The sequence below is a fragment of the Acinetobacter sp. ANC_7682 genome, from assembly GCF_056779795.1.
Genome location: NZ_JBWYIQ010000010.1, coordinates 56,160 through 72,793, shown reverse-complemented (window position 1 = coordinate 72,793; position 16,634 = coordinate 56,160). Strand labels below are relative to the sequence as shown.

The window sequence follows — 16,634 nt, the reverse complement described above, 5'->3', positions numbered from 1 at the left end:
AGTACCAGCTTTTTTAATCCGCCAAACTGAAATTCAGTTCAACTTAAGTGTTATTAGATGCTTGCAATAGCAGCATTTAAAGTTGCACTTGGACGCATAACTGCATTTACTTTCTCTTGATCGATTGCGTAGTAACCACCGATATCAACAGATTTACCTTGAACTTCTGCAAGTTCGGCAACGATCTTCTCTTCATTTTCAGCTAAAGTCTTCGCTAAAGTAGAGAATGTCGCTTTTAATTCAGCATCTTCGTCTTGAGCTGCTAATTCTTCAGCCCAGAACTTCGCTAAATAGAAATGGCTACCACGGTTGTCTAACTCACCTGTACGACGTGATGGAGATTTGTCGTTGTCAAGTAATTTACCAGTTGCAGCATCCAATGTTTTCGCAAGAAGTTTAGCTTTAGGGTTGTTTTCTTTAATACCAAGCTCTTCAAGTGAAACAGCGAGTGCAAGGAACTCACCTAAAGAATCCCAACGTAAGTGGTTTTCTTCAACAAGTTGTTGTACGTGTTTAGGTGCTGAACCACCTGCACCAGTTTCGTACATACCACCACCCGCCATTAAAGGCACGATAGACAGCATTTTCGCAGAAGTACCAAGCTCCATAATTGGGAACAAGTCAGTGAGGTAGTCACGTAGAATGTTACCCGTTACAGAGATTGTATCTAGACCACGAGCAACACGTTCAAGCGTATAACGCATTGCACGTACTTGAGACATGATTTGGATGTCTAGACCATCTGTATCGTGATCTTTTAAGTATTTTTGAACTTTCTTGATCAATTCGTTTTCGTGTGGACGGTATGGGTCTAACCAGAAGATTGCTGGCATACCAGAGTTACGTGCACGTGTTACAGCTAGTTTTACCCAGTCGCGGATCGGTGCATCTTTCACCTGACACATACGCCAGATATCACCTTCTTCCACGTTTTGAGACATTAAAACTTCGCCAGTTTCGATATCTGTGATGTTAGCTACACCAGCTTGCGCGATTTCGAATGTTTTGTCGTGTGAACCGTATTCTTCAGCTTTTTGAGCCATTAGACCAACGTTAGGTACAGTACCCATTGTGCGTGGGTCGAAGTTACCATTCCACTTACAGAAGTTGATCATTTCTTGGTAAATACGCGCAAATGTAGATTCAGGCATTACTGCTTTACAGTCGTAAGGCTTACCGTCAGCACCCCACATTTTACCACCACCACGGATCATTGCAGGCATAGAAGCATCTACGATCACGTCGTTTGGAGAATGGAAATTAGTGATACCTTTTGCTGAATCCACCATTGCTAAAGCAGGACGGTGTTCTTGACATGCGTGTAGATCTTCGATGATCTCTTCACGTAAAGAAGTCGGTAAAGTTTCGATCTTCTCGTAAAGACCAGCCATACCGTTGTTTACGTTAATACCTAGTTCGTCGAACAGTTTACCGTGTTTTTCGAACGCTTCTTTGTAATAAATCTTCACACAGTGACCAAATACGATCGGGTGTGAAACTTTCATCATGGTTGCTTTAACGTGTAAAGAGAACAAGATGCCCGCTTCTTTACAATCATCTAATTCTTTTTCATAGAAGTCACAAAGCGCTTTCTTGCTCATGAACATTGAATCGATGATTTCACCGTCTTGCAGTGCAACTTTGTCTTTAAGAACGATAGTTTCACCAGAATTCGTGATCAATTCCATTTTCACATTGCGAGGACGATCTAAAGTCATAGACTTTTCGCCGTGATAGAAGTCACCTTCATCCATGTGAGAAACGTGAGTTTGTGACCACTGTTTCCACTCACCCATAGAATGTGGGTGTTTTTTCGCATAGTTTTTAACAGCACCAGGCGCACGACGGTCAGAGTTCCCTTCACGCAATACAGGGTTTACTGCTGAACCTAAGCATTTACCAAAACGTGCTTTGAGTGCTTTTTCTTCTTCAGTCGTAGGATTCTCAGGATAATCTGGAATTGCATAGCCTTTTGATTGAAGCTCTTTGATACATGCAGTCAACTGAGCTACAGATGCACTGATGTTTGGAAGTTTGATGATGTTTGTGTCTGGATCTTGTGTAAGACGACCTAATTCTGCAAGATTGTCTGATACTTTCTGCTCTTCGCTAAGGTATTCAGAGAATTCAGCGAGCACGCGTGCTGCAACTGAGATGTCAGTTTTTACAATCTCAACACCAGCAGGCTTAGTAAAGGTCTCAATGATCGGCAGTAGTGAGTAAGTCGCCAGTAATGGCGCCTCGTCGGTCAGTGTGTAGATGATAGTTGACTTTCCACCAGCCATATATAGCCCCTTGCTTTGGATTGAGTTACAGAGCACCGAACTTTTGGTCCAGTCTCTTAGAACCGATTTGCTTAAATTAAAACGTTGAGAGTATCGTTCTTCGTCGCATTTCAGTCAATGAAATAAGCTTTTAGTACGCTATTTTGATGAAATAACATACAAAATAGTATCCATCTTTAGTTTGATAATACTGTATGAATTTCATTACTTCTGAATGAAAAGTGAAGAACTGGTAATGAACGTTGATCTCAACTTCCCTGTAATATGAACATTATACGTGTCTCATATTTAAACAGGATGGCAAAAGCGTACATTTCGGGCGTTATTGTAAGTGTTAATGTACGGGTATATTAATAAATTACGGAAATACCCAATATTTAGATTAAAGCATTTTGGGTATTTATACTTAAAATATATAATTTAATATCAAGTTTAGAGATTTTTTGAAACGCAATTTTTCTTGATAGAGCAAGTGATAACGAATACTTTACTTTTAAATAAAGAAGTAATGTCTTGCTTACGAAAAAAGGGCTTAAGTAAAATACTTAAGCCCTTTTTTTTTTAAATCTTGGTAGGTATATCCAGACTCGAACTGGAGACCTCTACGATGTCAACGTAGCGCTCTAACCAACTGAGCTATACACCTAGAATGCTTCGCATCTTATGCAAAAATCACTTGGCTGACAAGCCTTTTTCATATTTAACCAAAAGATATGAACAAGTTTTAATCATTGACTTAAAATTTGCGAACTCTTGTTTAGAAATACTCGATTGTGAATAACTTAAGTGCTCGTACAGAATGATAATTTCAAGGAAAACAGCTCTATTATTTTGACTTAAAGGTGATGAAATTCTTTCTAACCATTGTCGAACCGTTTCGTAAGAATAACGGCGACTGTGAAGTCCTAATTTTCTATTGAAAACATGAAGTACCCAATCGATTTGTGAATAGTGTTTTCTCTTTTTTCTCAACATCCATAGCGCATAACATCCTAATATGATCAGTGAGCCTGCAAGGATAATCACAAACACTGAAGCAACTGAATGAATTCCAAATTTTGTCATCCAACTCTGCTGTTGATCAGCATTATATCCAACAACTTTACTTTGCCATTGATAACTTGCGTAATCACTCCATACGCGAATTTTTGTCAAAAAAGGATATTTTGCAACTGACCAATTTGTATTCTCAGAGTAGAGTGTTTGATTATTTTGAATTAAATTTTGCATTCCCTGATCAATACGTTCAGGAGCAATCATTGCAGTGGGATCAATCCTCTGCCATTGACCTCCAAAATATACTTCAGTCCAAGCATGTGCATCTAACTGCCTCACTTCCCAACTTTTCTGGTCTGGCGCAAATTGACCTCCTTGATAACCAGTCACGACTCGGGCAGGAATACCGACATAACGCATCATCATGACAAAACTAGAAGCAAAATGCTCACAAAATCCTTGTCGTGAATTAAACATAAATGCATCTATCCGATCACCACTCAAAACACCGGGAGATAAAGAATACTGAAAGCTATTTTGCTTAAACCAGTCTAAAACTTGCTGGATATAACGCTCTGGCTGCTCTCCACTTTTAATAAATAAGTCCCACGCTAAACTTTGACTTTTGATATCACGCTGATGGAGATACTGAGTGTAATACTGAATTTGAAACTGACTAAGTTCATGATTTATTTTCGTCTCACGCCCTAACCAAACTAAGTTTATGGGTTGAGCCGTTTGAATAGGTCGTTGAGCTGAAATACCACCGTCATAACGGAGATAATAATTTCGTTGTTGAGGTACAGATTGCTCTAATCCCATGATCCATTCTACAGAAGGATCTTTAGCCAAATACTGATATTCAACTTTTTGATTTAAATTAGAAAGTTGATAAGAGTTTAACTCGTTTAACCCTCTATTAAATCCATGACTCGTCCATTTTTGACCATCATATTGATCTAAGACCAAAGCTCGCCAATACATTTCTGAACGCGTCGGTAATTTTGTGATATCACCAATAATACGAAATGCCAATTCATTTGACTGAGACAGCTCAGCAATGTCACCTGGGGACATAGAGTCACTGATTCCTGTCATTCCCTTATTTTGCTGAATCGGGAGATGCCAAAGCGGAGGTAATCTTGGGAAAAAAATAAAGAGTAGTATAAAAAAAGGAATTGCCAATCCGATGAATTTACCAACATGAATGACATCGTGCTTTAAGCCATTTTTAGTTTCTCGAGTGGACAGAAACTCCGCGGTTTGAATTCTATAGAGTCCTACAAAACAGCTCACTAAGCACAGCACCACTCCCAAAGCAACATACAACGTTTGACTATATAAAAACGTACTTGCCGCCACGAATAAGGCAAAATTAAAAACGATGATCAAATCACGTTTTTTTTGGGTTTCTAATGCTTTTGCAAATAGAAAAGTTGTCAGCGATGCTACCCCAGCCTCAACACCAACAAAGGTATGGTAATGCAGATAAATCGCGCCAAGTGCAATTGCTGTAAAACTAAATTTTATTGCTTTGGAGACATTTTTTTTACTTTTTTGAATATGCCATAAATATATAAGCTCAATACAGAGCACCAAAATTAAAGCATAAGGCAGATAAATAATCTGGATAAATAAAATGAGTGCCAAACTCAATAGCATGGATTGTGAAACTTTAGGATGTACCATATATCAAAACCTATTTTCTATTTCACACTTTATGCCTGAGCAAGCAGAATTTTAGCCTGCTTGATATGCTCAGCTCCAAATCCTTGATTCAATTCGGCATGAGGTAACACCAGCTTAAAAGGAATTTGTAATTGCTCACACTGCTCCACCACACCCATCATATATTTGAGCTTTTCTTCATGCTCGACTGACGGCATATGATGATAATGAATATCAACACATCGATCCTGTTGATGCTCTTCAAAAACTTTAATATACAAACCTTGTCCACGAGCAGCCTGCTTCCAAGATACACTTTGTAATGAGTCGCCGACCTGAAAACTTCTTAATTCTTTAAACTCATCTTTTTCCTGATCCAATACAAATGCATTTGAAAAGCTTGTATTCGGATTTATTTTGGCTTGAGGCGCAATCCATGCATGTCGTCCATGAAAGATAAAAGTCCAAGCTCGAACAAGACCAAATGGATACACTGAAGCAATGTGTATATCGGGATAGTTATACTGTCCTCGTTGATCAACCTGAATCTGAATAACACATTCAGACTGTTTTTGGTCAATGTGAATATGCTGTGTCTCAGAATCGATGGAGATCGATAAATAACGTGAATATGAATAAGGTTGATTCAAGTAGATTTTAAATAAAATCGAGTGCCCTACCTGTCCGACTTCATCAGTAATGATGTCTATCTCAAGACCATGCAATTGTTTAAAGGTGATATAAAAACTAATGCATAAGATCGCACTAATTAAAAAGCAGAAACCTAATATCAAATTATTGGCATAGTTAATACCCGCAATAAATGTGATCAAAATCAACACAAGATATAAGAAACCTTGCTGATAAATAAAAATCAAAATATCGCGTTGACCAATTTTTTTACTCTGCTCAAACCGAAATCTTTTTTTTAACCATTGCTTCCAGATACTGGTCACCTGCATACCCTCAAATCAATTTAACCTGATTCATTAGGGAGACCGTCTCATCCTCACTCAAGTTTAATCGATGAGCGCATACTGCTGAAAATACAGCTTTTACATCATCAGGAATGACAAAGGCTCTGGCATGCACGATCGCTCTCGCTTGTGATGCTCGTTTTAAAGCCAATAATCCACGCGTCGATAAACCATGCGCACTTTTTCGTGTTACCGCAGCCAAATCCAATAAATAGTCTTGAATTGCATCACTTAAATGGACTTGATGAGTCAAGGATTGCAATCTTAGTATTTCAGTCTCATTAAATACATGGATCAACTGTGCGATTAATTTGGCACGTGATTCTTGTTGAAGAAGTATTTTTTCTGCATGGCGAGATGGATAGCCAAGAGATAACCGCATGAGGAATCTGTCTAACTGAGACTCTGGTAGTGCATAAGTCCCGCTTTGAAAGAGTGGATTCTGAGTTGCTATCACCCAAAAAGGCTGAGGTAAAGCATAACGCTGTCCATCAATCGTGGCGTAGCCCTCTTCCATCGCTTCTAGCAATGCACTCTGTGTCTTAGGACTACAGCGATTAATTTCATCTGCCAAAAGAACTTGGGTAAAGACAGGTCCGTACTTAAATTCAAACTGATGCTCTTTTTGATTAAAAACATTCACGCCAATTACATCACTGGCGAGCATATCATTGGTAAATTGGATTCTTTGAAATGATAAACCTGATAATGATGCCAAACTACTGGCCAATGTGGTCTTACCCAATCCAGGTAAGTCTTCAAATAAAATATGACCACCTGCAATTAAACTACATAAAGCCAATTCAGTTTGCGTATTTTTATCCAAAACAATTTGATTGATTTGTTCTAGAAATAATGAAATTTTGGGAGTAAATGATTGAATCTGAGATTCTAACTCAGGCTGTATAATATCTTTTGATTGAACACTCTGCTTCATTCCCCAAATCATCATTTACATTTCCAAAACGGTATATTTCTACCATACAGGTTTTTTTTATTTTCTCAAATATTTCTAATAATCAGTGTATTAAAGAATCAGTATCAAACTTAATGCTGAATAAGCTTCAACTGTGTGAGCATCTCTTCAGGTCCAATTTGAAGGCTTGAATTATTGTTTTCCGCCAGCTTGATCTGTTCAATAAAATAGCTGTTGATCGGTGCATTCCCCCCGAGTGTATTAGCAAGTCTGACCACTTCACCATTAATCCAATCAACCTCCGTCGTGCGCCCTAAATTCAGATCATCCTGCATAGATGAACGAGCTAGTGGATCAATGGCTAACATTTTGCGACTGATCAACTTAAACAACCAATTAGGAAGTCAAAGAATATGAGGAATGATGTTCGCTGGTACAGGCGTTAATTGTGCGGGTTTAATATTTGCCTGCTTTAAAATTTGAAGCGTCTCTAACTGTGCCTGAGCAAGGCACTTTCTATACATTCGATTAGTAAGTTGATTTCTTAAAGTTAGACCAGATAAAGCGTTAATCGAATTGTTCAAGTTGAATAAGACTTTAGCCCACTGTACCTCTAACATATCATCACGGAATTCAACTTGTAGTTTCGCCGCATCTAACATTATTTTTAGCTGATTATTTTCTGCAAATTTTTTTATCATTAATATTCCATCAGAACCTTGATGAAAATGAGAAGGTTTGAGTTCTGCGACATTAAATGGAACCATTCCTTCCATAATCTCCCATTCTGGCAGCATTTTTTTTAACCGTGGAACATTATTCACCCCATTTTGAAAACCGATGAGACGTGGTTTATTGAGAGTGTCACAGCTTCGTATTTCAGATGCCACTTGCTCTGTCGCTGCTGATTTTACACAAATCATGACTAAGTCCGTGTCTAGGACTTCTGCTAGATTTGTTGTAAGTCTTAATTGATCTGGAATGAGCTTATGATGGTAGCCGTTTAAATCACAGAGCTCCAACCCATTTTGGCTTAATTTTTGATAGCTTCTTTCTCTACAGTAAAATGTCACCTGATGGCCTGCTGCGACCATTCTTCCACCGATATAACACCCAATCGACCCAGCACCATAAATTCCAATTTTCGTGTTTTTATCCTTTGTTATTGATCAAGAGTATACGAGTTTCAGAACAATAAATTTGTCAGGTTTTATACAATTAAGACAAATAAAAAACGACACCTCAGTGCCGTTTTTTATGTAAAGCTAGAAAATTAACATGGACATTTCTTCATACCGCCTGCTGCACTTGGATAGCGTGCATCGACACAATAACGATGAAAAGTTTTTTCATCCATTGGCTCTAAGTCAGGGTGATGCTTTTTCATATGTTCTACATAGTTTTGGTAATCTGGCACACCCACCATTAAACGAAAACTTTGTTGTAGCCGCTGCCAAATCAGTTGAACTGTTTTGATTCCATTCAACATTAAAAACTTCTTCGGCTGAGCCAAAATCGTGAATTTAATGATTTTACCCAATGCTAGCTTTTGACGAATTTGTTCTTTCAAACTCATTTGGTCTCTCCTGCAGGGATTTGATCAGTATAAATTGCTTCAGCTTCTTGAGCCGTTGGCTGCGGATTTGCTAAAGCACGACGAATCACTTTAATAGCAGCAAATAACATCACCACAGCAACAATCATAAAGAATGCACATAACGCAGCATTAATCTGATTTGATAAAGCAACAGTTTGCATTTCCGCAATTGATTTCGCAGGCGCTAAAATTTCGTTTCGCTCAATAGCCGCATTGAAACGATCTGCTTGTGCCAAGAATCCGATTTTTGGATTTTCATGGAAGATTTTTTGCCAACCAGCAGTCATCGCTGTAATGAATAGGAAAATCGTTGGAACAATGGTGACCCATACATATTTTTCTTTCTTCATCTTAAACAGAATTACGGTACCCAGCATCAGCGCCATCGCAGCTAAAATTTGGTTACCAATACCAAATAATGGCCACAAACTATTAATACCGCCCAGTGGATCAACTACCCCTTGATATACAAAGAAACCCCAGCCTGAGACTGCAACGGCAGTACCAATCAAGTTGCCCACAAACGACTTAGAGTTTTTAACCGCAGGGACAACGATCCCCACAGTATCTTGAACCATAAAACGGCAAGCACGTGTTCCTGCATCAACAGCAGTTAGAATAAAGAGCGCTTCAAACAAGATCGCAAAGTGATACCAAAATGCCATCATTTCTCGACTATTAAAAATTTCAGTGATGATGTGCGCCATACCAATCGCAAACGTCGGTGCACCACCAGTACGAGAAAGAATTGTGCTTTCACCAACCTCTTGAGCAAGTAGTGTTAGAGCTTCAGGTGTAACCACAAATCCTAAATTACGTACCGCCTCTGCGGCACTTTCAACCGTCGTTCCTATCACCGCAGCTGGTGAGTTAATGGCAAAATAAACGCCTGGATCCAAGATCGTTGCACAGATCATCGCCATGATTGCGACAAATGATTCCATCAACATACCGCCGTATCCGATCATCCGGATATCGCGTTCATTATTTACGAGCTTAGGTGTAGTTCCTGATGAAACCAATGCATGGAAACCTGAAATTGCACCACAGGCAATGGTAATAAATAAGAATGGGAAAAGTGATCCAGAGAATACAGGTCCCGTGCCATCTACGAAGTGGGTAATTGCAGGCATTTTTAATTCAGGCATCGCAAATACGATACCCAATGCTAAACCTGCAATCACGCCAATTTTCAAGAAAGTCGATAAATAATCACGTGGAGCCAATAACAACCATACTGGTAATACAGAAGCGATGAAACCGTAGATAATCAATGCCCATGTTAACTCTGTACCAGATAAAGTGAATAATTGCCCCCAATAAGGATGTTGAGCAATATTTTCACCGTAGATGATACCGAGCATCATCAGTACAAAGCCAATGATTGAAACTTCGGCAATCTTTCCTGGACGGATATATCGCATATATACGCCCATAAATAATGCAATTGGAATGGTGGCAGCAATACTAAACACACCCCATGGACTATTGGTTAATGCTTTAACCACCACGAGTGCAAGCACAGCTAGGATAATGATCATTACCCCTAATGCGCCAAGCATCACAATAATTCCTGCAAATGAACCCAGTTCTTGTTTTGCCATTTCACCCAGTGAACGTCCGTCACGGCGTGTAGAAATAAATAAAACTAGAAAATCTTGGACTGCACCTGCCAGTACAACACCGACTAACAGCCAAATCGTTCCTGGTAAATAACCCATTTGCGCAGCAAGAATAGGCCCAACTAACGGACCAGCACCTGCAATCGCAGCAAAGTGATGACCAAACAGAACACTTTTATTTGTAGGCACATAATCTAGACCATCCGCTAGACGGTGCGCAGGTGTTAAACGCCGAGCATTTAACTCGAATACTTTATTTGCAATAAATAAACTATAAAAACGATATGCAATACTGTAAACACAGACTGCAGCGAGTACGAGCCAAACTGCGTTGACATGTTCTCCACGACTAACCGCTAATATTCCAAAGGACACTGCGCCAATTATGGCCACAATAATCCAAATCAATTTCGAAGCCATGGATGACTTCGGTTGTATTTGATCCATATCAAACCCTCATTATTTCGTATTTGCAATCAGCTCAATTTTATTATTCGTGTTACTGCTGTTTTCCCTTGCGACTATACTCCTCAATAATTCTTCTTTACCTTAGACCTTGGCATTAAAAAAGGGATGATTGTCATCATCCCTTTCGATAATAGTATAAATTTACACCATTATGCACGTTCTAAGTATTCACCAGTACGTGTGTCAACACGAACGCTTTCTTCTTGTTGAACGAATAATGGAACACGTACTACAGCACCTGTTTCAAGTTTCGCTGGTTTACCACCACCGCCAGAAGTATCACCACGTACGCCTGGATCAGTTTCAACAATTTTTAATACCACGAAGTTAGGTGCATTCACTGTTAAAGGAACACCATTCCACAACATGATTGTGCATTTTTCGTTTGAATCGTCTTTCAACCATTTCGCAGCATCACCCATTGCAACTTTATCAGCCGCAATTTGCTCGAAAGTTACAGGATCCATGAAGTTCCATAGTTCGCCGTCGTTGTATAAGTAGTCCATTTCTACTTCTACGATATCTGCAGCTTCTAAAGAATCACCAGATTTGAATGTTTTTTCTAATACTTTACCTGATTTAAGGTTACGTAATTTAACACGGTTGAACGCTTGGCCTTTACCTGGTTTAACGTATTCGTTTTCCATGATTGAGCATGGGTTACCATCAAGCATTACCTTAAGGCCAGACTTGAAATCGTTCGTAGAATAATAGGCCATGAGAGGCTCACTCCAAACTTACTAACTTTAATCTATTAATGCGATGGGCTGCTACACTGTCATTTAGCAAGTCTGACAGGTGCATGATATGCCACATGCACATGCATTTATGTTGCGTATTCTAAATGACCAACCTACTCTGCCGCAATGATAAATTCCGAAATACAACGTTTAAGCTGTCTAAGTTCCATGCAGAACTACTGTTGTAGACTTAATTTGATCATCTTTAGGCTTGAGTATTTTCATCCCAACATTCAATAAAGAAGGCTTAATCAGGACACAACTGAGTTTTTCAATGGGTTTTGATTTAAAATGAAGCCTTTTATCTCCCTCTAAATTTAAACTGTATGACCCACTATTTGTATCAAGAGCAACATTGGCAAAATCAACTCAGCGATTTAATCACTGACCCACATGAGCTCATTGAACTCTTGGAATTGCAACCTGAAGATTTAATACATGGTGCAATTTTGGCATCAGCCCAATTTAAATTAAGAGTCCCTCGCGCCTTCGTCGCGAAGATGCAAAAATCTAATCCTGATGATCCACTGTTACTTCAAGTACTCCCTCATCATCTGGAGTTAAATGAACATCCTGATTTTGTGACAGACCCCCTTGATGAGGAGGCTGCCAATTTAATTCCAGGTGTATTACATAAATATCAGTCACGTTTTTTACTGACTTTAACAGGTGCATGTGCTGTTCATTGTCGTTATTGTTTTAGACGTCATTTTCCATATCAAGAAAATTTACCTAAAAATGACGACTGGAAAAAAATACAAGACTACTTACTCGCTCATCCAGAAATCAATGAAGTGATCTTAAGCGGAGGGGATCCCCTAACACTTTCAAATCGTAAACTTGCCGTTTGGATCGATAGATTAAGTTCAATTCCACATCTTAAAATTTTGCGTATTCATTCTCGAGTTCCAATCGTTATTCCAAATCGGCTTGATGATGAACTTATTTCTCTGTTAAAAAACAGTAGGCTACGTATTATTCTAGTGGTACACTCAAACCATGCTGCTGAAATTGATGACTTTACCGCTTCGAAATTAATGCAAATTTCACAACAAAATATTTTGGTGTTGAATCAAGCTGTGTTATTAAAAGGTATTAATGATCATCCTGATATTTTGGTTGATCTAAGTCATCGATTATTTGATGCGCGTGTGATGCCTTATTATTTACATGTGTTGGATAAAGTGAAAGGTGCTCAGCATTTTGATTTACCAAGTGAATCTATTGATTCAATCTATAAAGAGGTTTTGGCAAGGTTGCCTGGATACTTGGTTCCAAAGCTGGTTAGAGAAATTGCGGGAGAACAGAATAAAACACCGCTTTATGGAGTTGCCACTTTTTAGAGACTCATTCACATGCTTCAGGCTCAGATTTCAGAAATTTTTCACTATCCTACTGCCTTGACTCGAGATCAACTGAGTTTTGCAAATGCAAATGTTCAGGACTTGGGTTTTTGGGCATCTCAACTTTCAATTATGCAATTAGGTGACACCTCTGAAGCGGTGTTGAAAGCCCTATATGAAATCGCTGAACTCAAATGTTCGGAAACATTGCGCTTTGATCTTATTCAAGCGCTACATCCTTTGATCGAAAATATTTTAGAGAGACTTGAAAAAAACTTTTTAAATCAAGGTCTTTTTCTATCTGACCGTAACAAAGATATTATAGAATTAACCACTCGCTTGAGAACATTATTTGCTGATATCTACATAGATATTGCACAGCGCAGTGAAATGCAGCTAAAACAACAAAAGTTTTCTATTTTGAAGTTTGCTCAAAAGCGTAATGTGAAAACTGCACGACTCCTTTCCAGTTATTACGCTCTTCAACAATTGGGTTTATTGCTAGTACAACAACAGATGCTTTATCGTTCTGCCTTGTCTAAGCAATGGTTAATGACCCATTATCTGTATGATTTGGCATTAAAAAACCAAGAACACACGGTGAATATTAATTTATTGCAAGGCACTCATCACGCTTTAAAAAATATTCAACAATGCTATGCCCAAGTCTTATTATTAGAAATATTTAATACTCACCAAATTCGTCCTTCTGAGATCTACGCGCTCTATCAATGCACAGCGGATTGGGCACAACTAGTGCAAGTTTTACCACGCGAAACCGCTTTATCTCGTTACGTTATTGATACCACTAAAGATCATCCGCCAGTTTACAACCGAAAACACCATGAGAGTTTTAAACCAAACATTTTCGTGGCGACACAATCGTTGCTTGAGCATGTAAACTTAACCATTCAAAAGGACAATGAATATCTATCTAAGAAAGAGAAAGCATATTTAACTGCGCCTCTTAAATTTCATGTACAAAATGTTTTAGGCTCGACCATTGAACGCAGACATGAACGTTATGAACATTCCGCTCAGTTACAACTCTGTTTCAGTTTACTTACCGCACATTATTATCTCTCAAAGACCAAAACTTTTAGCGAAACCTTGCGACTAACACCGCCTAAATCAAAATCAGAAGACGAGTTTGCGTTTACATATTTAAATGACTACCCAGATGCCTATACAGACAAATCAAACAAAGTTCTAGATAAACAGGCACGTCAAATCCATGCGGCTCAAGTTTTAGATATCAGTTTAAATGGCTATCGCGTACGTTGGTTAGAAGAAGAAGCACCTCCAAATTTGAGAACTGGTGAATTTATCCTGATCAATGAGGGGGTGAACAGCAAATGGAAAGGTGGTGTAATTCGTTGGATTAAACAATCTGTTAAAAAAAGCTATGAACTTGGGCTTGAAGTGATTGGACCCGACATCCACCCTTGCGCCGCAAAAGTTTATACAGATCGAAGTTCTTTTAATTATCATCCATGTTTATTTGTACAAACCTTGAAGATTGATGCTCCACAGCATTCTCTTATTTTGCCAAATTTACAGTTTTTCAAAGAACAACAATCTATTTATCTACGCTTAACTGATCAAGATATCAAAGTAGAATTGATAAAGACCATGCTCATCACACAAAGTTTTGTTCAATTTGAATTTGAATTATTTAATGATGAGCAGCAATATTTGATTGATGAATTTTTACAACATCAAAACCTTGAATCAAATCGTTTTCAAGACGTATGGGAAGCATTGAAGTGAAAAACCTACTTCTATCAACACAATTAAAGCAATCTGGAATGCGCTTACTCATTGTCGATGATAACCAGATTCGTTATAACCATATTATCTCTTTACTCGAAAAACGCGGGTACAAGGTAGAAGCTGTGCTACTCGATGATCAAGTGAGTCTTGAAAAGCAACTTCATTTAGGTTGGGATTTAATTCTGTTTGGTCGTGCCTATGAACTGACCTTAACTCATTTTCTTCGACTGCTTGCAGATTCTGATAAAGCTTTTACCCCAACACTTTATCTAGCTCCAGAAGCGCTAGAAATGTCTGAAGTAAAACTCATTTCGATGGGCATCTATGATGTTTTAAATATTGATCAACCTGAACAATGTTTACTTAAAATTATTCGAGCATTGGCTTTTAGTCGCTTACAAAAAAATCAGATGCAATTAACGGATGTACTGAAACACAATGTTCAAATTAAACAAAATTGGATCGAAGAGCATAAAAAAGCAGTTGCAATCATAGAAGAAGGGATTGTCGTTGAATGCAACCATGAGTTTACGCATTTATTTGGCTTCAACACGTTTGATGACGTTATTGGATCCCCGCTCATTGATTTAATACAACCTGAGGATATTCAATCTTTTAAAGCACGATTTAAAAAATTAGCTTTCGGTAAATTTGAGTATGGACCTTTTGAACTGATTTCTCTTAATCCACAGTTAACACATCAAAATCCAGTCCAAATTGAATGTAATCCTACAGATCAAAATCAAATCATTGAAATTACGATTTCAACGCATTTTCAACAGGATGATCAACCATTTAGTCCTCAACTTGAGACTGCACCTCACCAAGACAGTAGAATTGCACCACACACAACATTGGCAAAAATTTTACAACATCTTGAAGAACACCCTGCTCAAGAAAATGCTTTGGTCATCTTCAGCCTAGCCAGTTGTCCAGACTATATCTTGAGTTCTGATTGGGATACTTTTAAAGGCTATTTCGGCAAACTTTCAGACTTTATTCTCGAACAGACCAATGGCGCTGTATTTAAAATTGAAACAGCCCTGTATGCCACTATCATTCAAGCTGAAACGATTGAAGTTCTAAAATCAAGACTCTCTGCACTACATGCGCTTGAAAAACCTAGGCTCGTCAATCTGGGAGATCAAACCTATCAACAGCATGTCAAAATTGGTTATAGTCTCTTCAAACTGTCAGATTTAAATGTAGATAATTTTGAACAGCTCATTGCAAATGCTTATAACACACCCCTACCCAATTTATTGAGCAATGATGCTGCTTTAGAGACAACGCTTGAAGAAATTGAAGAGATTCATTTTGAAGTTACTCAAGCAGATGAGCCGACCTCTATTCAGTTGAATACACCTTCTTCTGAAGTAGAGCCTGATCATTCAACAGAATTTGTATTTCAAGCAATTGAAGAACCTGTACAGTCAGACGAAGTTCACGGCGATATCCTAGTACATCTTCGTAAAGTTCTTGAACGCGATCAAATTACGCTAAAGTTCCAACAAATCTATGATAAAGAAGACACTAGTCTTAATACCTATGAAGTAAGCAGTGGGTTTATTTTTGAAAACCAATGGATTCAATTGGACGATATTGAAGAATTGGTGGGTGACCCTGAGTTGTCTATTAAAATTGACCGATGGATTTTGGTTGAAGCAGCAAAGCAACTGCACAATTTTTTAACACAATATCCTGAAGCTAAACTGATTATTAATTTACGACACCATGTTCTTTTAAAGCATCATCAATTGGCAGAATTAATTTCAAAACTGCTCATGATTGTAGGAGCAAAAGCACCTCAACCACTGATTTTACAGTTTAAAGAAAAATACATTGCTCAACATTTAAATGAAATTCTGCCTGCGATTGAGGTATTGAGAGCACAAGGTGCAGATATTGCCGTTTGCGAGTTTGGATTAAGTAAATGTAGCGATCTCATTCTCAAAGTTGCCAATATTCAGAATTTCACGCTGCATGAAGAATTCACAGATGATTTAAATACTGAAGAAGGTATTGAACGTTTTAAACAAGCGATTGAATACTTCAATAGTCATCGATCAGTCAATTTATTACTCAAAAATCTCAATGATATGAATAGCTTTGCCAACGCGTGGAATGTCGACGTGAGATTTTTACAAGGTGATTATTACCAGCGTAAATTGGATCAGCTCATGAATGTTCAAGATCAAAGTTAATTCCAAATTTTGGACATAAAAAAACAGGCTGAACGCCTGTTTTTT

Annotated in this window: 10 protein-coding genes, 1 tRNA gene and 1 pseudogene; 3 read left to right on the top strand and 9 right to left on the bottom strand. The window is 38.2% G+C overall.

Annotation, left to right across the window (positions count from 1 at the left end; all coding sequences use genetic code 11):
* Window positions 1-53 precede the first annotated feature (53 nt).
* The 9 genes and pseudogenes from AC1M9D_RS05915 to efp form a co-directional block, all read right to left on the bottom strand.
* On the bottom strand, window positions 54-2,285 hold the full coding sequence (locus AC1M9D_RS05915; protein ID WP_481611702.1) for an NADP-dependent isocitrate dehydrogenase: 2,232 nt from the start codon (window positions 2,283-2,285) through the stop codon (window positions 54-56).
* Window positions 2,286-2,854: 569 nt separating this feature from the next.
* Window positions 2,855-2,931 (bottom strand) — tRNA-Val (locus AC1M9D_RS05910).
* Window positions 2,932-2,957: 26 nt separating this feature from the next.
* Window positions 2,958-4,970: a transglutaminase TgpA family protein gene (locus AC1M9D_RS05905; RefSeq protein ID WP_481611701.1), complete on the bottom strand. Its 2,013-nt coding sequence runs from the start codon at window positions 4,968-4,970 to the stop codon at window positions 2,958-2,960.
* 29 nt (window positions 4,971-4,999) lie between these two features.
* Complete coding sequence (locus AC1M9D_RS05900) at window positions 5,000-5,905, bottom strand: DUF58 domain-containing protein (RefSeq protein ID WP_481609441.1); 906 nt, start codon at window positions 5,903-5,905, stop codon at window positions 5,000-5,002.
* Window positions 5,906-5,915: 10 nt separating this feature from the next.
* Entirely contained in the window at window positions 5,916-6,875 is a 960-nt protein-coding gene (locus AC1M9D_RS05895; protein WP_035265922.1) for an AAA family ATPase, read from the bottom strand.
* A 98-nt stretch (window positions 6,876-6,973) separates the two neighbouring features.
* Window positions 6,974-8,008, bottom strand: a pseudogene (locus tag AC1M9D_RS05890) (2-dehydropantoate 2-reductase).
* Window positions 8,009-8,115: 107 nt separating this feature from the next.
* On the bottom strand, window positions 8,116-8,418 hold the full coding sequence (locus tag AC1M9D_RS05885) for a YbdD/YjiX family protein (protein WP_481588442.1): 303 nt from the start codon (window positions 8,416-8,418) through the stop codon (window positions 8,116-8,118).
* Window positions 8,415-10,508 (bottom strand): carbon starvation CstA family protein, encoded by a 2,094-nt coding sequence (locus AC1M9D_RS05880; RefSeq protein WP_481586653.1) that lies wholly within the window; start codon window positions 10,506-10,508, stop codon window positions 8,415-8,417. Before AC1M9D_RS05880 ends, AC1M9D_RS05885 begins: the two co-directional genes overlap by 4 nt.
* A gap of 170 nt (window positions 10,509-10,678) precedes the next feature.
* Window positions 10,679-11,248, bottom strand: a complete 570-nt coding sequence (gene efp, locus AC1M9D_RS05875; protein WP_035265851.1) for an elongation factor P — start codon at window positions 11,246-11,248, stop codon at window positions 10,679-10,681.
* A 347-nt stretch (window positions 11,249-11,595) separates the two neighbouring features.
* Between efp and epmB the strand changes: the two genes are divergently transcribed.
* Genes epmB through AC1M9D_RS05860 form a run of 3 tightly spaced genes read left to right on the top strand, consistent with a single transcriptional unit; the run spans window position 11,596 to window position 16,589 of the window.
* Window positions 11,596-12,612, top strand: a complete 1,017-nt coding sequence (gene epmB / locus AC1M9D_RS05870; RefSeq protein WP_481586652.1) for an EF-P beta-lysylation protein EpmB — start codon at window positions 11,596-11,598, stop codon at window positions 12,610-12,612.
* 12 nt (window positions 12,613-12,624) lie between these two features.
* Entirely contained in the window at window positions 12,625-14,382 is a 1,758-nt protein-coding gene (locus AC1M9D_RS05865; protein WP_481588444.1) for a GTPase, read from the top strand.
* Window positions 14,379-16,589 (top strand): EAL domain-containing protein, encoded by a 2,211-nt coding sequence (locus AC1M9D_RS05860; protein WP_481588445.1) that lies wholly within the window; start codon window positions 14,379-14,381, stop codon window positions 16,587-16,589. Before AC1M9D_RS05865 ends, AC1M9D_RS05860 begins: the two co-directional genes overlap by 4 nt.
* Window positions 16,590-16,634 lie beyond the last annotated feature (45 nt).